The sequence below is a fragment of the Pseudomonas sp. BGA-UO-ETr-WB11 genome, assembly GCF_059567785.1.
This window is the reverse complement of record NZ_JCAQOS010000007.1, coordinates 113,159-136,123: the sequence shown is the minus strand read 5'-3', so window position 1 is coordinate 136,123 and position 22,965 is coordinate 113,159. Positions and strand designations below refer to the sequence as shown.

Genomic DNA, 22,965 nt, shown 5'->3' with positions numbered 1-22,965 from the left:
ACGCCCGCCGCAGGCCAGGCAAGGGCCAATTGCGCAGCGCTCCGGGCGCGGCAATTACAGCCGTGGTTCGATGCGCAGACGGCGATCGCCGTGCTGATCGATGCGTGTATCAGCTTGCGGTGCGGGGTCACGCTGCAGCACTTCGCGCAGGGTGGGCTCGTCGTCAGCACCGGCGGCGGCCGCGCGCTCCTGTCGGTGCTTCTGGCTTAGGCGCTCAAACGGCCAGCGGATCAGGGCGAACAATAGGTACACGCCCATGGCCAGCATGGCGTACATGCTCAGGTCCGCCGCCGCGCGCCAGGCGTTGTTGCCCACTTTCAGCAGCAAATCGAGGGCGGTGATGGCGATCGCCGGAGCGAACTGCTCTTTGGCCGGGTCGACCACCGTGGGCGAGAACAGCAGCACCGCCATAATCACCCGCAGCGGCTCGCGCAGCCAGCGCCACAGCCAGCCAGTCATGCGCAGCCAAACCAGCAGGCAACCCAAGGCGGCAGCGCCATACAGGCTCCAGGCGAGCAGATAGTCGTGTTCAGTCATGCGCGTTCATGGCCGGGCTGGCAAAAGGGCGCTTATGATAGCGGCTTTTGCCCGTCGCGGCCTCCCCCGCCCGCCGTCCGCGCCAACCGCCTGCATCAACCGTTCACACCCACAGAGAACCGCCCATGCCGCACGCCCCGATAGCCCGCCAAGCCAGCAGTGCCGACCCGTACGCCTGGCTGGAGCAACGCGACGACGCCGAAGTCCTGGCCCACCTGCGCGCCGAAAACACCTATCTGGAGGCTGAACTGGCCGAGCAAGGGCCGTTGCGCGAGCAGTTGTTCGAGGAGATCAAGGGCCGCATCCGCGAGACCGACCTGTCGCTGCCCTCGCCCTGGGGCCCGTGGCTGTATTACCAGCGCACCACCGCCGGCGACGAATACCCGCGTCACTACCGCTGCCCGCGCCCGACCGATGGAGCGCTGAGCGTCGACCCAGCCCAGGAGCAATTGCTCCTCGACCCCAACGCCCTGGCCGACGGCGGCTTTATCGCCCTCGGCGCCTTCACTATAAGCCCCGACCACAGCCTGCTGGCCTACAGCCTGGACACCAGCGGCGATGAGATCTATCAGCTGTTTGTTAAGGACCTGACCAGCGGCGCCATCACTGCCCTGCCCTTCGACGATTGCGACGGCAGCCTGACCTGGGCCAACGACAACCAGACCCTGTTCTTCGCCGAACTGGACGACACCCACCGGCCGCACAAGCTGTATCGCCACACCCTGGGCCAGGACGGCGCCGAGTTGGTGTTCGAGGAATCCGACGGGCGCTTCTTTCTGCATTGCTATCGCTCCAGCTCCGAGCGCCAGTTGATCCTCCTGCTCAGCAGCAAGACCACCAGCGAAAGCTGGGTGCTGGATGCCGCCACGCCCCAAGGCGAGTTTCGCTGCCTGGCGCCGCGCGAGGACGACCACGAATACGACGTCGACCACGGCCAGCTCGATGGCCAGTGGGCCTGGCTGATCCGCAGCAACCAGAGCGGCATCAACTTCGCGCTCTACGCCGCCAGCGAAGCCCAGCCAGAGCGTCAGCACTGGCGCGAGCTTATCGCCCATGACCCGCAGGTGATGCTCGAAGGCCTGAGCCTGAACGCTGACGCCTATGTGCTGAGCCTGCGTGAAGCCGGCCTGCCGATCATTCAGGTGCATCCCCACGGTATGCCGAGTTATCGCGTGCAGTTGCCGGATGCCGCCTACAGCCTGTCGGTGCAGGACACCCTAGAATTTGCCAGCCCGCTGATTCGTCTGCGCTACGAAGCGCTCAATCGCCCGGCGCAAATCCGCCAGTTGGAGCTGGCCAGCGGCGCCCAACAGGTGCTCAAGGAAACCCCGGTGCTCGGCCCGTTCGATGCCGACGCCTACGTCAGCCAGCGCCTGTGGGCCAGCGCTGCCGACGGCACGCAAATCCCCATTAGCCTGGTGGCCAAACGCGAGGTGCTCGGTCAACCGGCACCGCTTTACCTGTACGGTTACGGCGCCTATGGCGAAAGCCTCGACCCGTGGTTTTCCCATGCGCGCCTGAGCCTGCTGGAGCGCGGTTTCGTGTTTGCCATCGCCCATGTGCGCGGCGGCGGCGAGCTGGGCGAGGCCTGGTACCGCGCCGGCAAGCTGGAGCACAAGGCCAACAGCTTCAGTGACTTTATCGCCTGCGCCGAACACCTGATCGCCAGCGGCTACACCCGCCCGCAGCAGTTGGCCATCAGCGGCGGCAGCGCCGGCGGTTTGTTAATCGGCGCGGTGCTTAACCAGCGCCCCGAGCTGTTTGCCGCGGCGATTGCCGAAGTGCCTTTCGTCGATGTGCTCAACACCATGCAGAACCCCGACCTGCCGCTGACCGTCACCGAGTACGACGAGTGGGGCGACCCGCATGACCCCGAGGTCTACGCGCGGATCAAGTCCTACGCGCCCTACGAAAACGTAAGCGCCCAGGCCTACCCGGCGATCCTCGCTGTGGCCGGCTACAACGACAGCCGCGTGCAGTACTGGGAAGCAGCCAAGTGGGTGGCCAAGCTACGCGCGAGCAAGACCGACAACCACCTGTTGCTGCTGAAAACCGACCTGGACGCCGGCCACGGCGGCATGAGCGGCCGCTACCAGGCGCTCAAGGATGTGGCGCTGGAGTACAGCTTCCTGCTCAAGGTGCTCGCGAGCGCGCCATGACCGCAGCGGCGGCCAACACCGCGCCAGCCCTGGGCTTTGTCCTGACCCAGCACTGGCGTGACACGCCCACCGGCACCGAGGTCGAGTTCTGGCTGGCCACCGATGCCGGCCCGCGCCTGCTGCGCCTGTCGCAGCAGCCCGCCGTGGCGTTTATCCCAGAAGCCCAGCGCGCCCAAGCCGAGGCGCTGCTGCAGGGCGAACGCGATGTCGAGTTGCGCCCTTTGGGCCTGCGCGACTTCCAGCAGCGGCCGGTGCTCGGCCTGTATTGCCAGCACTACCGCCAATTGCTGCACCTCGACAAGCTGCTGCGTGGTGCCGGGGTGGATGTCTACGAGGCCGATATTCGCCCGCCCGAGCGCTACCTGATGGAGCGCTTTATCACCGCACCCGTGAGTTTTAGCGGCCGCCCAGGTGCCGACGGCGTGCTGTTCGATGCCCAGTTAAAGCCCGCGCCGGACTATCGCCCACCCCTGCGCCTGGTCTCCCTGGACATCGAAACCAACCCCCAGGGCGAGCTGTACTCCATCGCCCTGGAAGGCTGCGGCCAACGCCAGGTGTATATGCTCGGCCGGGCCCAAGCGGCGGACCCAGCGGTGGACTTCCAACTGGAGTACTGCAGCAGCCGCGGGCAACTGCTGGAGCGCCTGAACCAGTGGCTGGCCACCCACGACCCCGACGCCATCATCGGCTGGAACCTGGTGCAGTTCGACCTGCGCGTGCTGCACGAACATGCGCGGCGCCTGGCCATCCCCTTGCGCCTCGGCCGTGACGGCGCGGAAATGCTCTGGCGTGAGCATGGCAGCGGCAACCAGCATTACTTCGCCTCGGCGGCCGGGCGCCTGCTGATCGACGGCATCGAAGCCCTGCGCGAGGCGACCTGGCGCTTTAGCTCGTTCAGCCTGGAAAACGTTGCCCAGACCCTGCTCGGCGAAGGCAAGTCGATCGACAACCCCTACCAGCGCATGGCCGAAATCGACCGCATGTTCGTCGAGGACAAGCCTGCCCTGGCGCGCTACAACCTGCGTGACTGCGAGCTGGTGACGCGGATCTTCGCCAAGACCGAGCTGCTCACCTTCCTGCTCGAACGCGCCACCGTCACCGGCCTGGCCGTCGACCGCAGCGGCGGCTCGGTGGCGGCCTTCACTCATCTGTATTTGCCCTTGATGCACCGCCAGGGCTTTGTTGCACCCAACCTCGGCGAGCGCCCGCCGCAGGCCAGCCCTGGTGGTTTCGTCATGGAGTCGCAGCCGGGGTTGTACGAGTCGGTGTTGGTGCTGGACTACAAGAGCCTCTACCCGTCGATCATCCGTACCTTTCTGATCGACCCCGTGGGTTTGGTGCAAGGTCTGCAGCAGCCTGACGATGGGAACTCGGTGGCGGGTTTTCTTGGCGCCCGCTTCTCACGCCACAGCCATTGCCTGCCGGGCATCGTCGCGCGGGTGGCCGAGGGCCGGGAAACCGCCAAGCGCGAGCATAACCAGCCGCTGTCACAAGCGCTGAAGATCATCATGAACGCCTTCTACGGCGTGCTCGGCTCCAGCGGTTGTCGCTTCTTCGACACGCGCCTGGCCTCCTCGATCACCCTGCGCGGCCACCAGATCATGCACCGCACCCGCGCCCTGATCGAAGCCGAGGGTTATCAGGTGATCTATGGCGACACCGACTCGACCTTTGTCTGGCTCGGCCGCGAACACGACGAAGCCGACGCCACACGCATCGGCCTCGCACTGGTGCAGCGGGTCAACCAGTGGTGGCGCGAGCACCTGCACAGCGAACTGGGCCTGGACAGCGCCCTAGAGCTGCAATTCGAGACCCACTACCGGCGCTTCCTGATGCCCACCATTCGCGGTGCCGAAGAAGGCAGCAAGAAGCGCTACGCCGGCCTGGTGCGCCGCGCCGACGGCAGCCAGGAGATGGTCTACAAAGGACTGGAAACCGTGCGCAGCGACTGGTCGCCGCTGGCCCAGCAGTTCCAGCAGGAGCTGTACCTGCGCATCTTCAAGCGCCAACCGTACCAGGCCTATGTGCGCGACTTTGTGCAACGCACCCTGGCCGGCGAGCTGGACGAGTTGCTGGTGTACCGCAAACGCCTGCGCCGCAAACTCGACGACTATGAGCGCAATGTGCCGCCCCACGTACGCGCCGCGCGCCTGGCCGACGCTTACAACGACCTGCACGGCCGGCCCCGGCAATACCAGAGCGGCGGCTGGATCAGCTATGTGATCACCCGCGCCGGCCCGGAACCGCTGGAAGCACGCAGCGCGCCCATCGACTACGAGCACTACCTGACCCGCCAGTTGCAGCCGGTGGCCGACGCCATCCTGCCCTTCGTCGACGACGACTTCAGCGCCCTGGTGGGCGGCCAACTCGGGCTGTTCTAGGCATTCGGTTGGCGTCGGTTTTGCGGCCCCGACGTGGGCAGATGGCCCGGTGTTAAAGCTTCGCGGTCAAGACCGCTCCCACAAACACTAACGCCATCCCGCCCAGTGAGAGGGCCTAATGCAGGTACTGCATCGAGCGGTTGGGCTCTTTCTCTTGCCTGCTGCAACTGTCACTGCGTCGCGCAGGCGAAAGCACACACGGCCCCGTGGGAGCGGTCTTGACCGCGAAGCTGTTGACTGTAAAGAACAGCGCTTGCCGGCATCTACGTTGAAACGCTTGCGCTGCAACACAACAGGTTTAACCACTCGGCCAAAGGGCTGCCTGCTGGTCGAATCAAGGTAGACTGCCGGCCTTCGATTCCCGCCGCCGCCAGCCGAGACCACCATGAAGCGCTTTGTCCTGCTCGATACCGCCCCGATCCCCAACAACGGCGGCGCCCTGTGCCTGTTCGAGTACGGCGAAGACTTCGTGATCAAGATCCAGGGCGGCGACGGCGGCCAGCTGATGAACACGCGCATGCACGGCTCGGAAGATGCCCTGGCGCAAATCCCCTGCAAGCGCATCGCCGGTCGCCCAGCACCGCGCGGCCTGGTCGGCGGTTTGGGCATGGGCTTTACCCTGGCCTCGGCACTGCAGCACATCGGCAAGAACGGCAAGGTGGTGGTGGCCGAACTGGTGCCCGGGGTGATCGAGTGGAACCGCGGCGCGCTGGGCGAGAAAGCCGGCATGCCGATCCTCGACCCCCGCGCCGAGATCCGTTGCCAGGATGTGGCCGAGGTAATCAAAAGCGAACCCCTGGGCTTCGACGCCATCATGCTGGACGTCGATAACGGCCCCGAAGGCCTGACCCACACCGGCAACAACTGGCTGTACTCGATGGCCGGCCTGCACGCCTGCCACCGCGCCCTGCGCCCGGCCGGCATCCTCGCGGTATGGTCAGCCAGCGCCGACCGCAAGTTCGCCGAGAAGGTCGGCAAAGCCGGCTTCAAGGTTGAGGAAGTGCAGGTCTACGCCCACGGCAACAAGGGCACCAAACACACCCTGTGGATCGGCAGCAAACTCAAGGGCTAACCGGCGTGCTTTAGCCGTCATAGAGAACGGGTTAAGCTTCGGTTATGTGATCAAACGAATTAGCAGGTAAGAACATGAGCACGGAAAAATCCGCGGCGACCCTCAAGACCGACCGCATCATCGCCGAAGCCCAGCGTTCGCGCGAAGCCGGCTACCGCGACAAGGCACTGAAGATGTACCCGCACGTGTGCGGCCGCTGCAGCCGTGAATTCGCCGGCAAACGCCTGAGCGAACTGACCGTGCACCACCGCGACCACAACCACGACAACAACCCACAAGACGGCTCCAACTGGGAGCTGCTGTGCCTGTTCTGTCACGACAACGAACACTCGCGCTACACCGACCAGCAGTACTTCGCCGAAGGCTCCACCGCCAGCCCCAAAGGCCCGAAGTCGACCCACAAAGCCTTCGCCGACCTGGCCGCGCTGCTGAAAAGCAAAGAGTAAGTCCCATCGCCGCGGGCAATCGTAGGATGGGTTGAGGCGCGCAGCGTCGATACCCATCAACAGCGGATCGCTGGCTATCGACAGAGAATTGATAGGCACCGAGGGCGGAGTGATGGGTATCGCTGCGCTCAACCCATCATCCGGTCTACGGCCTGCCGGGGCTCATCACGGCAGGCCGAACATGGCCGTCCAGTAGATGCCGGCATCGCTACTCGAATCCACCGCATAGGCCGCACCCAGCTCGCGATATTGCGGGTTCATCAGGTTGGCGCAATGCCCAGGGCTGGCCAGCCAGCCATCGACCACCTTGCGCACGCTGTCGTGCCCGGCGGCGATGTTCTCGCCGATCTGCTGGCCGAGATAACCGGCCAGTTCGGCGCGATCACCCGGCATACGACCATCACGATCCTTGTGATCGAAGAAGTTGTGATTGGCCATATCCCGCGAATACAACTCGGCGGCACTCGCCAGCGTGGCATTCCAGGCCAGCGCGCCAGTGGCCGCAAAGGCTTGGGTGCCGCACTGACGCGGCTGAGTGCGGGCGGTGTTGATCGCGGCGAGCAGTTGCTGGCCTTCCGCCTGCCAGTCAGCCAAACGCGCCGACAAAAGCTGCCGCGCCAGTACGATGCGCCACTCACGGTCCGCGCGGCTGACGCCAACATCGACAAACTGCGGGTCGAGCAACACCTGACAGAAACTCTCCTGCAGCGCCGTCATGGCCGCCTGGGCATTGCGCGGCCCGGACAGGCTGATCGCCTGCACGCTGGTCATCGGATAGCCCGCACGGGCCAGCTCCGGCTGCAGTCCACCGAGACTATTCAGCGCCAGCACCAGGCGCGCATCACTGGCCAGCGGAGGCAACGGCAGGGACGCCTGACCGGCACAGCGCTGCGCCTGGCTGCGGTAGGCATTGATCGACTCCACCAGCTGCGTCTCCTCACTGGCCTTGGCAGGGGCCGCACACAGCAGCGCCAGCGATAGAGCCGTAAGATGCAAAACCGAGAATAAAACGCGCATGAAAGTCTCCCTTGAACTGACAGCGTCAATGATCGGCGATTTTGCCACGCCGCGCATAATGGCATGCAGGTTCCGGCGAAACTGCGCAGGGCAAAACCATATAACCCGCACAGCATACTTGTGCCTGATCAAGTTCTTGTTGCCGCTGTTGCCGTAGCCTTGCCCTGTTCGCTGCGCGCAAGCGCCGCCAGGAGCCGCCCCATGGCCAAGCCATTCCCCCTGCATCCCAAACACCCCGAACGCATTTGCTGGGGCTGCGACAGGTATTGCCCCGCCGGCTCACTGGCCTGCGGCAATGGCTCGGACCGCACCATGCACCCGGCAGAAATGCTCGGCGACGATTGGTACCTGCACGGCGACTGGGGCATCGTGGTGCTGCCGGAATCTGAGTCAGCCGCAGCGACCGAGAACGCCCCCGACTGAGTCGTCCACCCCACTCGCCGCGCCAGCAGCAAAGCAAGCCGGTATACTCGCGCGCTTTGTGCAAGAGCATCCCCCCGTGGCCAACAGACGCTACAGCTGCATCGGTTTATTCAACCCCAAGTCCCCAGAGAACGTCGGCTCGGTGATGCGCGCCGCTGGCTGCTACGGCGTCAATTCGGTGTTTTACACCGGCAAGCGTTATGCCCGCGCCCAGGAATTTGCCACAGACACCAAGATGATCCACCAGGACATCCCGCTGATCGGTATCGATGATTTGCAGAAGATCATTCCGCTGGGTTGCACGCCCGTGGCCGTGGAGCTGATCGAAGGCGCCCGCCCGCTGCCGGAATACACCCACCCGGATCGCGCCATTTATATCTTCGGCCCGGAAGACGGCTCCCTCGGCAAGGACGTACTGGAGTGGTGTGAGGACGTAATCTACATCCCCACCCAGGGCTGCATGAACCTGGCCGCGACGGTCAACGTGGTGCTCTATGACCGCCTGGCCAAGGGCCTGAATACCAAGTCCGGGGCCAAGTTCAAGTAAGCCGTCGCGCCACTATCGACCCGACTTGAGCCGACTAAAGGCCCGCGTCAGCGCCCGATTGAACGCTTGAGCATTGTCATTCTTGGTGTACAGCTGAGCGCGCAGCGCCGCCGGCGGATAGATACCGGGGTCGGCGAGGATCGCCGGATCAACGCTGGCATTGGCTGCCGGCACCGCATTGGCGTAGTAGATGCTGTTGCTGATGGCACCGATCACCTCCGGGGTCATCAGGTGATCCATCAACGCCAAACCGGCGGCAGGGTGCGGCGCATCCTTAGGAATCACCATCGCATCGAACCAGATCAGCGTGCCTTCACGCGGGATGCTGTAGTGCAGGCTATAGGGCTTGCCCGCCTGCTGCGCCTGACTGGCGGCAATCGATACATTGCCGTTCCAGGACATGGCCAGACAGGTGTCGCCGTTGGCCAGGTCGCTGATATTGCGGTCATTGTCAAAATAACGAATCGACGGCCGCACCTTGGCCAAATGCGCTTCGGCAAGCTTCAGGTCATCCAGGCTTTGTCGGTTGATATCGAGCCCCAGGTAACGGAACGCCGCGGCAAACACCTCGTTAGGGTCGTTGAGAAAGCTCACCCCGCAGTCGGCAAACTTCGCCACCACCTGCGGATCGAGCAACATGGACCAACTGTCCGTCGGCGCATTGGCTATGCGTTTGCCGATCGCCTGCTGCTGATAGCCAAACCCCGTGGTGCCCCAGACATACAGACCGGCATAGCGATTACCCGGATCGAACGTCGCCATATGCCCGGTGAACTCGGGATCAAGACCACTGAAATGCGGCAATGCGGTTTTATCCAGCGGCTGGATCGCGCCGCTCTGGATTGCCCGCTGTAAGTGTTGACCGGCCGTCAGCACCAGGTCATAGCCACTGCGCCCCGTCAGCAGCTTGGTTTCCACCGTTTCCAGCGAGTCAAAGTGGTCGACCACCACCTTGATGCCGGTCTTCTTCTCAAAGTTGCTGAGGGTGTCCGGGGCCAGGTACTCGCCCCAGATAAACAAATTGACCTGCTTCGGCGCCTCGGCCGCCAGCGCCTGAACGCTAGCGGCCAGGCCCAGGGCCAACAAACTGGCATGGAATTTCATCAGAGCCCCCTAGGCGCGCTTGGGCGCGGCGTATTGCGGCATGGTGATGCAGGCAACGTTGCCACCACCGAGGAGAATTTCCCGCGAGTTGTCGATGCCGAGGATGCGGTGCTTGGGGAACAGTTCGGCCAGGGTGGCCTGGGCCACGCGGTCGCAAGGGTCATTGAACAACGGCACAACAATGGCCGAGTTGCCGGCGTAGTAGTTGATGTAGGACGCGCAGATCTGCGTGCCGGCCTGGCGCGTATGGGTGGCATCGTCCTGGTCCAGACCTGCGGCCTCCTCCGCTGTCCACTCCAACACACGCGGCTGCGGCAGCTTGTGTACTTCAAGCGCGCCGCCTTGGGCATCACGGGTGCTGCGCAGGATGTCGTAGGCCTCCTGGTAGATTTCCCACTGCGGGTCCGAACGGTCGTCGGTCCACTGCTGCACCACCACACCGGGGCGTACGAAGCAGGCCAGGTCATCGATATGGCCGTCGGTTTCATCGAACTTGCAACCGCGCGGCAGCCAGATCACCTGTTCGGCACCGAGGTAGTCGGACAGCCTGCGGGTCATCTCATCCTTGCCCAGGTGGGCGTTGCGGTTGCGGTTGAGCAGGCACTGCTCGGTAGTCAGCAGGGTACGCTGACCGTCGGTTTGGATGCCGCCCATCTCGGCAATAAAGGGCGCGCGGTAGCGGTCATAGCCTTCGATTTCGAGGATCTTCTGCGCGATCTGATCGTCTTTGTCCCACGGGTAGTACAGGCCGCCGTCCAGACCACCGTAAGCGTTGAACTCGAAGTCCACGCCGCGCACTTCGCCGCTGTCGTCATTGACCAGAAAGGCCGGGCCGCTGTCGCGGAACCAGGTGTCGTTGCAGGTCATTTCCACCACCCGCACATGGGCCGGCAACTGGCGACGGGCGTTGGCGTACTGGCTGGCCGAGGCGCACACGGTGACCGGCTCGCTGCTGGCAATCGCGCTGACGATATCCACCCAGACCTTCTGCGCCGGCTTGGCACCGTTGCGCCAGACGTCGGTGCGCTCCGGCCAGCCGAGCCAGCAACCGGCCTTGGGTTCGAATTCGCCGGGCAGACGGAAGCCATCGGCTTTAGGGAGTGAAGTCAGGGAACGCGCCATCGGATGCACCTTTAATGCCTGTGGGGAAGATGGCCACACAGTACGCGGCGCTTTGGCCGAGGTTCCAACGACGATAATTACGGAATAACTGAATTCAACTCATCAATCAGCTAGCTGATCCGCGAACCAATCTAAGAAGTTGGCCACCGCCGGCTTCTCCAGACGAATCCGTTCACAGACCAACGCATACTGCCCGAGCGCCGCCACGCTGGCGTTGAACGGGCGTACTAGACGGCCGCTGGCCAAATCTTCGGCAGCCGTCAGATTATCTCCCATGGCCACCCCCTGCCCTTGCGCTGCTGCCTCCAGAGCCAGGCCTGCATGGCCTAAATACAGATGACGAGCCGGCTGAATATCGCCGGCATGGGTGGTCAGCCAGGCGGTCCAGGTCTTGCCGTCCTGATCGTCATGCAGCAGACCATGCCGGGCCAGATCACGCGGGTGTTTGAGCCCTCCCAGGTTGAACAGGCTGGGACTGCACACAGGGAAGAATTGCAGGGTCGGCAGCGGTCGCACAAAGTACGCACTGGCATCCTCCGGCCCAGTGCCGTAGGTGATCGCCAGGTCAATATCCGGGCTGGGCAGACAGGCTTCCAGAAGCTGTTCGTGCAAATGCAGGGTGATTTGCGGGTAGCGGTCGCTGAAGTCAGCCAGGCGGCTGACCAGCCATTTCTGCGCCAGCTCGGGCGTTACCGCAATACGCAACACCACCTGAGAGCCGGGATCACGCAGCTCGTCACAGGCCTCACCGATCAGCTCGAAAGCCTGCTGCAAACGCTGTAGTAAGCGCCGCGCCGCGGGCGTCGGCACAACTTGCCGACCCTCGCGGGCAAACAGTGGCGTAGCCAGTTGCTCTTCCAGCTGGCGAATCTGGTGGCTGACCGCACTGTCGGTGACGCACAGCTCGGCAGCGGCGCGGCCGAAATGGGCATGGCGGGCGGCGCACTCAAAGGTGCGCAAGGCAGTAAGCGATGGCAGGCGACGCATAGACGGGCTCCAGGCTGCGGCCGTGCATGCTCGCCCAGCCGCGCCCAGGCGTCCAGCTCACCCGCTGCGTCTAGCGCAACCTAGGGCTGCAGTGCAAAGCAAGTACGGCTTAAACAGCACCGTTGCTTTTAGGTTTGCGCAGCAGTTTGCTGTCGAGCACTTTCGAGGGTTTGCCCAGCAGGCTTTCGCTGAGTTCGATGAAATCTTTGGTGCTGACTTTGTCCATGCGCATCAAGCCGCGGGCCACGTCGTCGAGGGAATAGCGACCTTCGCTGGTTTGACGGATTTCCTTGTCCAGCTCCTGCAGCAGCACCACCGAGCGCGCGGTGATCGCGCCGTTGGAGTGTTCGCCGCGCAAGCTGGTGACTTTCAGACCCCAGCGCAGCAGTTTTTTGCGCACTTGCTGGTAACGCGGCTCGGTCATACCACCGGCGCGGCGCAGCAGTTCGATGGCGTAGTACTCAGCCAGGCCTTCGCTGATCCAATCACTGGCATCGGTATCTCGGATACCGCCCAGCACGTGGACCAACTCATGGACCACCGAACTGGTGCCGTTTTCGCTGACCAGGGGGCGCTCGGCGTGCATAAACAGCGAATTAGGTGCGGACAGGCCGCCGCGCCACATCGGGTCGGCTGCACCGACCACCAGCAATTTACGCGGGTCGCGGGGGAATACCGCTTGGGCTTCTGGCCAAACAAACGTCAGCAGGGTCAACACGTCCATGCGGCGCATACCCTCGCCTATCGGCGCGGCGATGGTCACATCGGTTTCACCAAGGTGCGCACGGCGGGTGCCGATTTTACCGGCGATGATCCAGCCAATCGGCCGATCAAATTTGCGCGACGGGTTGTCGATGCGAAAGCGGTTCTTGCCGATCCGTGGCCAGCCGGTTTCCACCGCCTTCCAGCCCTCTGGCAGTTCAAACTGCAGGCGCGCGACCATTTCCACATTGTCGTCCTGCTTGAGCTGGGCCGCCGGCACCAGGTCGTCGCCGCGCAACAGCGCCCAATCGGCGGTCATCCGGGCGGTGTAGGCGCCTGACTCTTTTTGCTGGTTGATGCGCACGCGGTAACTGAGACTGGCCGGACCTTTGGCCGGAACCCAGGTGGCGCGCCCGGCGGTGTCTTCCGTCCATTGGCCGTCAGCCTTGAAGTCACGGTATTGGCCGGAGGTGCCCAAGGCAAACGCCATGCTGTGAATCAACTCGCCCTTGGCCAGGGTCAGGCGCACCTCGGCCTCGTCGGAGGCTGGCAAGAAGCGCACCTGGTAATCCAGATCCACCCGTTTGGCCGCCCACAACGGCGCGCTCAGGGCCAACAGGCCGACGGACAACAAGGCATTCAGGCGCAGGTGCATGGTTCTTCTCCGTGAATTGGGGGTCTGTTGCCGCTTGCTCGCCAAACGCGGCTTAGCAGGCCGTTGAAAAATGTAGGCGAGGCAGGCAAGACAAGGCAAAAACGGCCGAAAAAGCGGAGTTTACGAGTTGTAAATGAGCATTTGACTCGCTTTGCTCACCCCTTTTGGGCCGTGCTAAAGCACGTTCAGCCTTCGGCTGTGAGGCCGTTTTTAACGCAGTATTGCCAACGCAGGTAGTTTTTCATCGGCCTGTTAGCCGGAGCGAAAAATCAGGTAGTCCTCCCAATCTTCCTCGGCCACGCTGTTTTCACTGAGCATGCGCCCGGACTGGGAAATACGTTCGTGATGCACGGCCTGCGGGTCACCGCAAACCAGGTGGTGCCACAGCAACAAGTCCTTGCCTTCGGCCACCAGGCGATAGGCGCAGGTGGGCGGCAGCCACTGGAACTGGTCGGCCTGATCGGGCGTCAACTGGATGCAGTCGGCGACGAACTGGCGACGGTTGGGGTAATCGGTGCAACGACAGGTGTTCAGGTCCAGCAATTTGCAGGCGATGCGCGTGTAGTAAACGCTGCCATCGTCTTCGTCTTCCAGTTTCTGCAGGCAGCACAGGCCGCAGCCGTCGCACAGCGACTCCCACTCATCCTGATCAAGCTGGGCGAGGGTTTTACGTTTCCAGAAGGGTTCGACTTTGGCGGCCATGGTTCTACAACTGAGTTCTGCAAAAGGTCGGCAGTCTAGGGTCTGCTGCCGTTTCATCGCAAGCAAATGAAACGGGAACAGCCCCTAGCAGACGACCCTACCCGCCGGCATCAATAGCCGCGACTGAAGGTGACTTCGCCCTGCAGCGGCTGGCCTGCGTGATAGGCCTGCAGGTTGCGCACAAACAGCTGCACCATGGGCGCTGGCAGGGTCGGCGCGGCGCTGTGGCCGGTGAGCAGCAAGCGCGGTGTCGACCAGAACGGATGGCTTGGCGGCAGCGGCTCCTCGCGACACACATCCAGCACTGCGCCCGCCAGTTGGCCTGCTTCAAGGGCGGCGACCAAATCCGCATCGACCACCGCAGATCCCCGACCGGCATTGATAAACAGCGCGCTAGGTTTGAGCTGGGCCAACAGGCGGGCATCGAACAGATTGGTGGTGGCTGGCGTATCCGGCAGCAGGTTAACCAGGTAATCGGCGTGGGCCGCCTGCTCCGCCAACTGCGACAAACCCACCACCTGCGCGAATGGCGCTTGCTGGCGAGCCTGACTGGCCACGCCAAATACCTGCACACCCAGTGCGCTGAACACCTGGGCGACGGCGCTGGCAATATCGCCGGCACCGACCAGCAACAAACGCCGCCCCTGCAGACTGCCCGTCAGGCGCTCGTCCCAATGCCGCTCGGCCTGACTGGCCAGCCGCGCGAGCAAGTGGCGCTCATGGGCCAGCACATAGGTCAGCAGGTATTCGGCCATCAGCGGGCCAAAGATGCCGCTGGCGCGGCTCAGCCGGTAGTCGCGTGGTAGATCGGCAGCCAGCAGCGGGGTAATGCCCGCCCAGGTGGACTGCAGCCAGTCCGGCTTGAAGCCTTGGCGCAGCAAGCCGACCAGCAGATCCGGCGGGCCTAGCCACAGCGGACAGCTGGCTGCCCAGGCTGCCAGCTCGGCAGGGTCGTTGCTAACACACAGTTGCAGGTCCGCCGCGGCGGCTGTCAGCAACTCGGCATAAGCGCCGTGCGCGGCGTCGGCAACCAGCAGGCGCATGGCTTAGATAGGGTCGTTACGGCACAGCAACTCTTGCGGCAAGTGCTGGATGTATTCGTCTTCGCCCGGCGGCATTTGCAGGTGATAGCCCTGCTTTTCGAGATTCTCCAGCACCTGAGCGATATCTTCACGGGCCAGTTTGCGTTCAGGGCTGAGCACCAGATCGAAAGCGTGAATCGGCGCGCCAAAGGCCACCAACAAGGCCTCTGGGACTTTCTTCAAGGCCTCGCTGCGCTCGACATACAGATACATCTCGTTCTTGCGCGGGCTTTTATAGATGGAGCAGATACGTTTCATGCGGTTTCCTTGGCCAGCAGCTCAAGCAGAGCCGGACCCATTAATTCACGCCGCCAGCCACGTAGGGCATCAGGCAATTGATACGGCCCATTCGGGTAACCGGTCTTGAGCAAGGCATCGAGGATCTTCTTGCGCAACATCAACTCGGGCGCCATCTGCAGACGCTCAGCCTCGCGCTGAGCAAAGGCCTTGAGCTTTTTCAACAGGGCCGAGGCCTCCAGCGGCAGCGGCTCGGGTAAAGCCGCAGGCCATTGCGCTTCCGGCAGGGCAGCGGCTTGCTTGATCAACTCAAGCAGCTGATTGCCATCCTGACGCACGGTCCGTGGGTGCATGTCTTCGATGCGCGCCAGACTCACCAGGTTGTCTGGCTGGGTACGGGCCAGCGGCCACAGGCAATGATCACGCAGAATATGGCTGCGCGGCTTGTTACGGGCGCGCGCTTCGCGCTCGCGCCAGGCACACAGCTCGCGCAGCACGGCGAGCTGCTGGGGCGCCAGCTTCCAGGCCAGCTTGGCCTCGCGATACAACTCTTCGGGGAGCACTTCGCGGCGCATATTGCTGATCAGCTCGGCACCGTCCTCCAGCACAGCGGCGGTTTTCTCTGCCGACAACTGCGGTGCCAACTTGCGGTAAACCTCGGCCAGGTGCACAGCATCCTCCGCGGCATAGCTGACCTGCGTCTCGCTCAAGGGCCGCTGCAGCCAGTCGGAACGGGTTTCGCCCTTGGGCAGCTCGATACCGAGCACCGCCTGCACCAGGCGCGAATAGCCCATGGAGAAGCCGAGATTGAGGTAAGCCGCCGCCAGCTGGGTGTCGAACAGCGGCGCCGGCAGGCTGCCGGTCAGACGCAGCAGCACTTCCAGGTCTTCACTGCAGGCATGCAGCACCTTGAGCAGCGCCGGGTTTTCCAGCAGTGCGGCAAAGGGTTGCCAGTCGCGGATCAGCAGCGGGTCGATCAGATAGGCACGTTCGCCATCCCCCACCTGCAGCAAGCCAGCAATCGGGTAGAAGGTATCCACCCGCATAAATTCGGTATCGAGGGCTACGAACGGCAACTGCTGCCATGCGGCGCAATGCTGCGCCAGGCTGACGTCGTCGCGAATCCAGTGAATATCGATAGCCACACAGCTCTCCCTTATGAATGCCGCGCAGTATATATCGCCAGCGTCCATAGCCGGACATTCACGCCTTGCTGCGAACAAATCAGCTCTCTATGCTCGGGCGCTTGTCTCTTCAAGAAGCCAATCAAGGATAGTTATGAACAAGCTTCTGGGCCTTGGCGCCCTGCTCACCGGCGCTGCCGCCGCGTACCTGATCATCGCCCCCAGCCCGATTGACCCGGTTGCCTGGGAAGCTCCGCCAATCCCCTTGATGAGCGGCGCGCTGGAGCCCAACGACACCCTGATGAAAGCCGAACTGATCGGCAAAGGTGCCATTCACGGCCCGGAAGACACCGCCGTGGACGCCGAGGGCCGCCTCTACGCCAGCCTGCACAATGGTCAGGTGGTGCGCTTTGGCAGCGACGGACAACCAGCCGTATTCGCCGACACCCAGGGCCGACCGCTGGGCATGGACTTCGACCGCCAGGGCAACCTGATCGTGGCCGACGCCTACAAAGGCCTGCTGAGCATCAATCCACAAGGGCAGATCCGCGTACTCAGCACCACCGCAGGCGGCGTGCCATTTGCCTTTACCGACGATCTGGACATCGCCAGTGACGGGCGCATCTATTTCAGCGATGCCTCGGACAAGTTCCAGCAACCGGACTACCTGCTCGACCTGCTCGAAGCCCGCCCCCACGGCCGCCTGCTGCGCTACGACCCAGCCACTGACAGCACCGAGGTGCTGCTCAAGGACCTGTACTTCGCCAACGGCGTGGCCCTGTCGGCCAACGAAGACTTCGTTCTGGTCAACGAAACCTACCGCTATCGCATCAGCCGCTATTGGCTGAAAGGTGAAAAAGCCGGCCAGCACGACATTTTCATCGACAATCTGGTGGGTCTGCCGGACAACCTGCAGGGTGATCGCGCCGGCACCTTCTGGGTCGCCCTGCCCACGCCGCGCCTGGCCGATACCGACCTGCTGCACCGTCACCCCTGGGCCAAAAATCTGCTGGCCAAGCTGCCCCGCGCCCTGTGGCCCAAGCCGCAGAACTACGGCCTGGTGCTGGCCCTCAACGAGAACGGCGAAATCATCCACAGCCTGCACGACACCAGCGGCACGCACCTACGCATGATCACCTCGGCCAAGCCCGTCGGTAATTACCTCTACCTTGGCAGCCTGAACAACGACCGCATCGGCAAGCTGCAGATCAAGTAAGCCCAGCCCCCAACACCACCACAGGAGTTCGGTATGCCCATCGCCCAACTGCTCAGCCCGCAACAATTGGCCGAGCGCCTGCAGCAACCCGGCCTGGTGCTGCTCGATTGCCGCTTCGCCCTCGACGATCCGGCCTACGGCCTGCGTAGCTATAACGCCGGGCATATTGCCGGCGCTCAATTCGCTGACCTCGAACGCGACCTCTCGGCCCCGGTGCGCAAGGGCATTACCGGCCGCCATCCGCTGCCCGCTAGCAATGCGCTGATCGCCACGCTGCAAGCCTGGGGCATCAATAACGACAGCCAGATTGTCCTCTATGACGACGGCCCGGGCGCCTTTGCGGCGCGCGCCTGGTGGCTGTTGGCTTGGCTGGGTAAGCAGGACAACGTCTGGCTATTGGATGGTGGCCTGCAAGCCTGGAACGCCGCCGGCTTACCACTGACCGCTGCAAGCGCCAGCCCACAGCCAGGCAACTTTAGCGGCCAGCCCCAGCCGGCACTGGTGCTAGACGCCAGCCAATTGCAACAGCGCCTGGACAGCACACAAATGACCTTGCTGGACGCTCGCGCCCAGCCGCGCTTTCGCGGCGAAGTGGAGCCTCTGGACCCGGTCGCCGGACACATCCCCGGCGCCCAGTGCGCGGTGTTTACCGACAACCTCGCCAGCAATGGCGGCTTCTTGCCAGCGCCGCAGTTGCAACAGCGCTTTGCCGCCCTGCTCGGCTCGCGACCGGCCAGCGATCTGGTGGCCTACTGCGGCTCCGGCGTCACGGCCTGTCACAACCTGTTTGCCCTGTGCCTGGCCGGCTACCCACTGGCACCGCTGTACGCAGGCTCATGGAGCGAATGGATCACTGACCCGCAGCGACCGGTCGCCACCGGCGATTGAGAAGAATGCCAGATAGCCCCCAGCCTTAAGCGCTGGGGGCTATATAGAAAATAACCAGAAACCCAAAACAGTTTAAAAACAGCCCTTTACAGCCGATTGATCGCACTACACTTCAAAACATGCGGCTAACCCCGCTGCCGGCGGGGCCTTTGCCATATCCCGTTCAAACAGCTGCCAAGCGCCCCGGCCCCGCCGACCACCTTTTACGAGGGTTTTATGGGTATTGCCGCCAGCGACCTGTGCCAGCACGTGATCCGCCCCACCCTGATCTATCTGGAGCGCTACTCCACCGCTGCCGAAGCGTTGCTGCTGGGCGCGGCGGCCTGCCAGTCAGCCCTCGGCGCAGTGCTGAACGACCGCCGCGGTCATGGCCTTTATCGCATCGGTAGCCAGCGCCATGCGCAGCTCTGGGATCAGCACCTGGCGCGCGACCCAGACCTGGCCAGCAAGATCCGCGGTCTGGCCAGCCAGCATGCCTTCCTCAGCGCCCCCCATCTGGAACTGACGGTCAACCTGCGCTACGCCACGGCGATTGCCTGGATGCTGGTGGAGGCCGCCGACAAGCCGCTGCCCGCCAGCCATGACCTGCTAGGACTGGCCCGCGTCTGGCGCCAGGTGTTTTACCCCCAGGGCCGTTCGCGGGACTTTATCGACGCCTGGGAGCACTGCATCGGCAAGGTGCCGATTGCGGCCTGAGCGGTACTTAAACTCGCGCACACATCAGAGCGGCGAAGCGATCGCCTGCTCCAGCGCCTTGATCAGCGCCGGGTCATCCGGCTGGGTCTGGCTGGAAAAACTGGCAATCACCTGGCCCCGGCGATCCACCACGTATTTATAGAAATTCCAGCGCGGCGCACTGCTTTGCGTCGCCAACTGCTTAAACAAAGGAATGGCCTGGTCGCCCGTCACCACCTGCGGCTCGCTCATGGCAAAGGTCACGCCGTAATTGACGTAGCAGACCTTGGCTGTTTCAGCACTGGCATCCGCCTCCTGACTGAAGTCGTTGGATGGCACCCCGAGTACCTGCAGCCCTTGGGCCCGATACGTCTGATAGAGCGCCTCCAGCCCCTTGAACTGCGGCGCAAACCCACAATAGCTGGCGGTGTTGACCACCAGCAGGGGCTTGCCGGCGAACTGCTGGCACAGGTCGATGCTGTCCTTGGCCCGCAACCTCGGCAACTCACCCTGCAACAACGGCCCACAATCAGCCGCCAACACCGGGCCGCTCAAGGCAGCCAGCAACAAAGCCAACAGGGATAGACGGATAGGCATGGCGTGCTCCACAGCATTCATCAGTGAAAAATCGTGTAGTTACGCATCAGTTTCAGGCCTGTGTCTGAAGCAGCGTGCAGCTGCGCGGCTGCAAAACTGAACGCGGCAGCCCTCGCCCAATCAAGCCGATAGCAACCTGTACAGCGAAGAGGCGACTTAGAAGTTGTTGGCCAGCTGACCACCGGCGATCACCCGCTTGGCGTTCAGGTAGCTGCGCTGCCAATAGGCCGTCGACAGGCTTTCCAGGCGCACCGTGCCGCCACTGGAGGGGGCATGGACGAAACGCCCCTCACCAACATAGATGCCGGCATGACTAACCCGACCACCACCCGCGGTGGCAAAGAACACCAAGTCACCAGTCTGCAGGGCCTCGCGGCGTACGCTGGGCACCGGCATGGCGATCAGTTCACGGGTGGAGCGCGGCAGGTTGATGCCAGCGGCATCACGGTAGACGTAGCCAATCAAACCACTGCAATCGAAACCACTATCCGGGGTGTTGCCGCCATAACGATACGGCGTTCCGACCAAACCAATGGCACGCAGCAAAACGTCGTCAGCCACGGGAGGAAACTGCTCGAATGGTGCACTGACAACAGGAGGAGATGGTGGCGGAGAACTGGCACAGCCGCTCAGCAGGGCCACAGCAACAACGAGGGCGACACGGGTTGTTGCGGACATGGCGGACGATCCTGAGGGTGGATGCGCCTTACTTTGCCGGTCGCAAGGCTCTGACGCAAGGATCAGAGCCGCACGGGCTTAGCGATGCAGGGGATTACGTTGTGGCGCAACCGGTGCCTGAGCAAGCACACGCTTGGCTTCCATAAAGCTGGCACGCCAGTAACGATCATCCAGGCTGTCTACACGTACGCCACCGCTGCGGGAGCTGGACGAGTGGATGAACTGGTCGTCGCCAATGTAGATGCCGGCATGGCTGACACGCCCGCGCCCACGATTATTGAAGAAGACGATGTCGCCCGGCTCCAACTCGGTGCGCGAAACCAGCGGCGCATCCAGGTTGATCATCTCGCGAGTCGAACGCGGCAGCTTGATTCCGGCCTCTTCGCGGAACAGGTAACCGACGAAACCGCTGCAATCGAAACCGGTTTTGGTCGAGGTGCCGCCCGGACGGTAACGGGTACCAACCAGTTCGAAGCCACGATCAAGAATGCTGTCTGCCAGCGCCGGCAGCACGTAGGGCTGCTCATCGGTCAACTCGGTGACCTGGGCGGGCGAAGGTTCCGGCAGCTGTACAGGTGCAGTTTGCACAGCAACAGGATGGTGCACTGCATGGCCCGCACACGCGGACAAGAGTGCTGCAAATGCCAATGGCACGAGGGGTGCGAAGCGTTTGAGCATGGGCACAGCCGTGTCTTTAGTTATTCGAAGGGCCCGAATATGCCTTCCATAAGGCCCATATGCAAATTTAATTAGCCAAAATGTGACCTTTAGATCACGCAGCTACCTCTAAGCGCCCACTGCTGCATCAACCGCTCAAGACCGCCTTGGCAACGCGGGAAAAAGCCCAATCGCGCTAAAACAGGGGGCTGAAGCCAAACACGGATAAGCGATCAAGCACGTTGCAGCATGCCGCTAGAGCCGCCTGTAACCGTTGGTCAGTGGAATCACTGGGACGCTATGACGCACCCATGAGCAATCAGTGATTGACCGTGTGCGCCAGCATCACCGACAACTGGCACAGCGGCCGACCGCTTTGCGCCTGCCATTGATTGAAGGCATCTTGCACAGCCGCCAGCTCCTTGAGACTCGTGGGGGCTTTGTCGACGATGCCCTGAGCCTTGAGCGCCGCCACCATATCGTCAGAAGGCACGAAGGTGTCCTTGCCGATCATGCGCAACAAGCGCGGAGCCGACAGCCCACCCAGTTGAGCACCATGCTTGGCCAGGTACTTCCACAGGCCGACGATATCGTTGCAGGGCCAGTCGGCGATCAGCGCACCGAAGCTGCCCCGCTCGTGCGCCACATCCAGCACGAACTGGGCATTGCGCGGCACGCTCTTGAGCTTGCCCAGGTGACGGATAAGCCGCGCATCCTGCATCAGCCGCTCCAGATGCTCGGCGCCCATCAGTACCACCTTGTGCGGATCGAAGCCAAAGAACGCCTGCTCGAAAGCCGGCCACTTGGCATCCACCAGACTGTGCTTGAGGCCAGCACGAAAGACCCGCAGGGCAATCAGCGACAAATAACGATCATCACCAATCTGGCGCAGCTCGGCCTCTGTACGCGGCGTCGGCAATCGCGCCTCCAGGGCCGCCACTGAACCGAAGCGGTTCAGACAGTATTCGTGCAGCCATTTATAGTCGCGCATGGTGGGTACTCGCTGGCAATCGCGCCGCGTCAGAGGTTCATCAGGTCAACAAAGCGCGGCGTGGCCGTGTCGTCGATGCGCAGGCTGGTAAAGTCGAACAGGTTGCGATCCGCCAGCTGCGACGGCACCACATTCTGCAGGGCACGGAACATGATCTCGGTGCGTCCCGGCGATTTGCGCTCCCACTCGTGCAGCATCTCCTTGACCACCTGACGCTGCAGGTTCTCTTGGGAGCCGCAGAGGTTGCACGGGATGATCGGGAATTCCTTGAGCACCGAATAGGCCTCGATATCCGCCTCGCTGCAGTAAGCCAACGGGCGAATCACCACATTGCGCCCGTCGTCGGAGAGCAGCTTGGGCGGCATGGCCTTCAAGGTGCCGCCGTAGAACATATTAAGGAAGAAGGTTTCGACGATATCGTCGCGGTGATGCCCCAAGGCCATCTTGGTCGCGCCAATCTCGTCGGCGTAGGTGTACAGCGTGCCGCGGCGCAGGCGTGAACACAGCGAGCAGGTGGTCTTGCCTTCGGGGATCTTGTCCTTGACCACCGAATAGGTGTCTTTCTCAATGATGTGGTACTGCACGCCAATGGACTCAAGATACGCCGGCAACACATGCTCAGGAAAACCCGGCTGTTTCTGGTCCATGTTCACTGCAACGATCTCAAACTTGATCGGCGCCACCTTCTGCAAGTGCAGCAAGACATCGAGCATGGTGTAACTGTCTTTACCGCCAGACAGGCAAACCATGACCTTGTCGCCCTCCTCAATCATGTTGAAGTCGCTGACGGCTTCGCCGGCCAAGCGGCGCAGGCGTTTCTGCAGTTTGTTCTGATTGACCGAAAGGCTGCCCATGGTGCTTGAAATCCGTGCAAGTCTTGAAAGTGCGGCATTTTACCCACAAAGCCCGCCCTGCCCTAGCCCATAAGTCATCGCCAGGAGTTCAGCTGTAGGTGCCTGCATGCTA

At 62.9% G+C, this 22,965-nt stretch carries 24 protein-coding genes; 9 read left to right on the top strand and 15 right to left on the bottom strand.

What is annotated here, in order from left to right:
* Nucleotides 1-54 precede the first annotated feature (54 nt).
* Nucleotides 55-537: an MFS transporter gene (locus AC56DI_RS11470; protein WP_496346273.1), complete on the bottom strand. Its 483-nt coding sequence runs from the start codon at nucleotides 535-537 to the stop codon at nucleotides 55-57.
* A 125-nt stretch (nucleotides 538-662) separates the two neighbouring features.
* Here AC56DI_RS11470 and AC56DI_RS11465 point away from each other — a divergent pair, with 125 nt between their 5' ends.
* The 4 genes from AC56DI_RS11465 (at nucleotide 663) to AC56DI_RS11450 (ending at nucleotide 6,595) form a co-directional block, all read left to right on the top strand.
* Nucleotides 663-2,696 (top strand): S9 family peptidase, encoded by a 2,034-nt coding sequence (locus tag AC56DI_RS11465; protein ID WP_496346272.1) that lies wholly within the window; start codon nucleotides 663-665, stop codon nucleotides 2,694-2,696.
* Nucleotides 2,693-5,077, top strand: coding sequence for a DNA polymerase II (locus tag AC56DI_RS11460; protein WP_496346271.1), 2,385 nt, complete (start codon nucleotides 2,693-2,695; stop codon nucleotides 5,075-5,077). The genes AC56DI_RS11465 and AC56DI_RS11460 overlap by 4 nt, the downstream gene beginning before the upstream one ends.
* A gap of 385 nt (nucleotides 5,078-5,462) precedes the next feature.
* Entirely contained in the window at nucleotides 5,463-6,149 is a 687-nt protein-coding gene (locus AC56DI_RS11455; RefSeq protein ID WP_496346270.1) for a spermidine synthase, read from the top strand.
* Nucleotides 6,150-6,223: 74 nt separating this feature from the next.
* Nucleotides 6,224-6,595: a YajD family HNH nuclease gene (locus AC56DI_RS11450; protein WP_324519400.1), complete on the top strand. Its 372-nt coding sequence runs from the start codon at nucleotides 6,224-6,226 to the stop codon at nucleotides 6,593-6,595.
* 165 nt (nucleotides 6,596-6,760) lie between these two features.
* Here AC56DI_RS11450 and AC56DI_RS11445 read toward each other — a convergent pair whose 3' ends face one another.
* Nucleotides 6,761-7,612 carry a CAP domain-containing protein gene (locus AC56DI_RS11445; RefSeq protein ID WP_496346269.1) on the bottom strand — a complete coding sequence of 284 codons (852 nt, stop codon included), beginning with the start codon at nucleotides 7,610-7,612 and terminating at the stop codon, nucleotides 6,761-6,763.
* A gap of 201 nt (nucleotides 7,613-7,813) precedes the next feature.
* Between AC56DI_RS11445 and AC56DI_RS11440 the strand changes: the two genes are divergently transcribed.
* Nucleotides 7,814-8,035 (top strand): DUF3079 domain-containing protein, encoded by a 222-nt coding sequence (locus AC56DI_RS11440; protein WP_496346268.1) that lies wholly within the window; start codon nucleotides 7,814-7,816, stop codon nucleotides 8,033-8,035.
* Between the two features lie 76 nt (nucleotides 8,036-8,111).
* Complete coding sequence (locus AC56DI_RS11435; protein ID WP_422588422.1) at nucleotides 8,112-8,582, top strand: RNA methyltransferase; 471 nt, start codon at nucleotides 8,112-8,114, stop codon at nucleotides 8,580-8,582.
* 12 nt (nucleotides 8,583-8,594) lie between these two features.
* Here AC56DI_RS11435 and AC56DI_RS11430 read toward each other — a convergent pair whose 3' ends face one another.
* The 8 genes from AC56DI_RS11430 to rnd all read right to left on the bottom strand — a co-directional run bounded on the left by AC56DI_RS11430 (nucleotide 8,595) and on the right by rnd (nucleotide 16,318).
* A complete protein-coding gene (locus tag AC56DI_RS11430) occupies nucleotides 8,595-9,686 on the bottom strand; it encodes an extracellular solute-binding protein (protein WP_496346267.1) in 1,092 nt (363 codons plus the stop codon).
* A gap of 9 nt (nucleotides 9,687-9,695) precedes the next feature.
* Complete coding sequence (aguA, locus tag AC56DI_RS11425) at nucleotides 9,696-10,808, bottom strand: agmatine deiminase (RefSeq protein ID WP_496346266.1); 1,113 nt, start codon at nucleotides 10,806-10,808, stop codon at nucleotides 9,696-9,698.
* Between the two features lie 102 nt (nucleotides 10,809-10,910).
* Nucleotides 10,911-11,795, bottom strand: a complete 885-nt coding sequence (locus tag AC56DI_RS11420; RefSeq protein WP_496346265.1) for a LysR substrate-binding domain-containing protein — start codon at nucleotides 11,793-11,795, stop codon at nucleotides 10,911-10,913.
* Nucleotides 11,796-11,904: 109 nt separating this feature from the next.
* Nucleotides 11,905-13,152: a hypothetical protein gene (locus AC56DI_RS11415; protein WP_496346264.1), complete on the bottom strand. Its 1,248-nt coding sequence runs from the start codon at nucleotides 13,150-13,152 to the stop codon at nucleotides 11,905-11,907.
* Between the two features lie 252 nt (nucleotides 13,153-13,404).
* Nucleotides 13,405-13,854 (bottom strand): YcgN family cysteine cluster protein, encoded by a 450-nt coding sequence (locus AC56DI_RS11410; RefSeq protein ID WP_496346263.1) that lies wholly within the window; start codon nucleotides 13,852-13,854, stop codon nucleotides 13,405-13,407.
* Nucleotides 13,855-13,964: 110 nt separating this feature from the next.
* On the bottom strand, nucleotides 13,965-14,897 hold the full coding sequence (locus AC56DI_RS11405) for a D-2-hydroxyacid dehydrogenase (protein ID WP_496346262.1): 933 nt from the start codon (nucleotides 14,895-14,897) through the stop codon (nucleotides 13,965-13,967).
* 3 nt (nucleotides 14,898-14,900) lie between these two features.
* Nucleotides 14,901-15,194, bottom strand: coding sequence for a YcgL domain-containing protein (locus AC56DI_RS11400; RefSeq protein ID WP_324519390.1), 294 nt, complete (start codon nucleotides 15,192-15,194; stop codon nucleotides 14,901-14,903).
* Nucleotides 15,191-16,318, bottom strand: coding sequence for a ribonuclease D (gene rnd / locus AC56DI_RS11395; protein ID WP_496346261.1), 1,128 nt, complete (start codon nucleotides 16,316-16,318; stop codon nucleotides 15,191-15,193). The genes AC56DI_RS11400 and rnd overlap by 4 nt, the downstream gene beginning before the upstream one ends.
* Before the next feature lie 133 nt (nucleotides 16,319-16,451).
* Here rnd and AC56DI_RS11390 point away from each other — a divergent pair, with 133 nt between their 5' ends.
* From AC56DI_RS11390 to AC56DI_RS11380, 3 genes are all read left to right on the top strand, one after another.
* Nucleotides 16,452-17,513 carry an SMP-30/gluconolactonase/LRE family protein gene (locus tag AC56DI_RS11390; protein WP_496346260.1) on the top strand — a complete coding sequence of 354 codons (1,062 nt, stop codon included), beginning with the start codon at nucleotides 16,452-16,454 and terminating at the stop codon, nucleotides 17,511-17,513.
* 33 nt (nucleotides 17,514-17,546) lie between these two features.
* Nucleotides 17,547-18,401: a sulfurtransferase gene (locus AC56DI_RS11385; RefSeq protein ID WP_496346259.1), complete on the top strand. Its 855-nt coding sequence runs from the start codon at nucleotides 17,547-17,549 to the stop codon at nucleotides 18,399-18,401.
* Nucleotides 18,402-18,617: 216 nt separating this feature from the next.
* Nucleotides 18,618-19,097 (top strand): hypothetical protein, encoded by a 480-nt coding sequence (locus AC56DI_RS11380; RefSeq protein WP_422588413.1) that lies wholly within the window; start codon nucleotides 18,618-18,620, stop codon nucleotides 19,095-19,097.
* A 24-nt stretch (nucleotides 19,098-19,121) separates the two neighbouring features.
* On the opposite strand, the gene AC56DI_RS11375 is transcribed toward AC56DI_RS11380, so the two are convergent.
* The 5 genes from AC56DI_RS11375 to ttcA all read right to left on the bottom strand — a co-directional run bounded on the left by AC56DI_RS11375 (nucleotide 19,122) and on the right by ttcA (nucleotide 22,853).
* Nucleotides 19,122-19,673, bottom strand: coding sequence for a glutathione peroxidase (locus AC56DI_RS11375; RefSeq protein ID WP_496346258.1), 552 nt, complete (start codon nucleotides 19,671-19,673; stop codon nucleotides 19,122-19,124).
* A gap of 156 nt (nucleotides 19,674-19,829) precedes the next feature.
* Nucleotides 19,830-20,351 carry a C40 family peptidase gene (locus tag AC56DI_RS11370; RefSeq protein WP_496346257.1) on the bottom strand — a complete coding sequence of 174 codons (522 nt, stop codon included), beginning with the start codon at nucleotides 20,349-20,351 and terminating at the stop codon, nucleotides 19,830-19,832.
* Nucleotides 20,352-20,429: 78 nt separating this feature from the next.
* Nucleotides 20,430-21,029, bottom strand: coding sequence for a C40 family peptidase (locus AC56DI_RS11365; RefSeq protein ID WP_496346256.1), 600 nt, complete (start codon nucleotides 21,027-21,029; stop codon nucleotides 20,430-20,432).
* A 298-nt stretch (nucleotides 21,030-21,327) separates the two neighbouring features.
* Nucleotides 21,328-21,999, bottom strand: coding sequence for a DNA-3-methyladenine glycosylase I (locus AC56DI_RS11360; protein WP_496346255.1), 672 nt, complete (start codon nucleotides 21,997-21,999; stop codon nucleotides 21,328-21,330).
* 29 nt (nucleotides 22,000-22,028) lie between these two features.
* On the bottom strand, nucleotides 22,029-22,853 hold the full coding sequence (gene ttcA, locus AC56DI_RS11355) for a tRNA 2-thiocytidine(32) synthetase TtcA (protein WP_324519379.1): 825 nt from the start codon (nucleotides 22,851-22,853) through the stop codon (nucleotides 22,029-22,031).
* Between the last annotated feature and the right edge of the window lie 112 nt (nucleotides 22,854-22,965).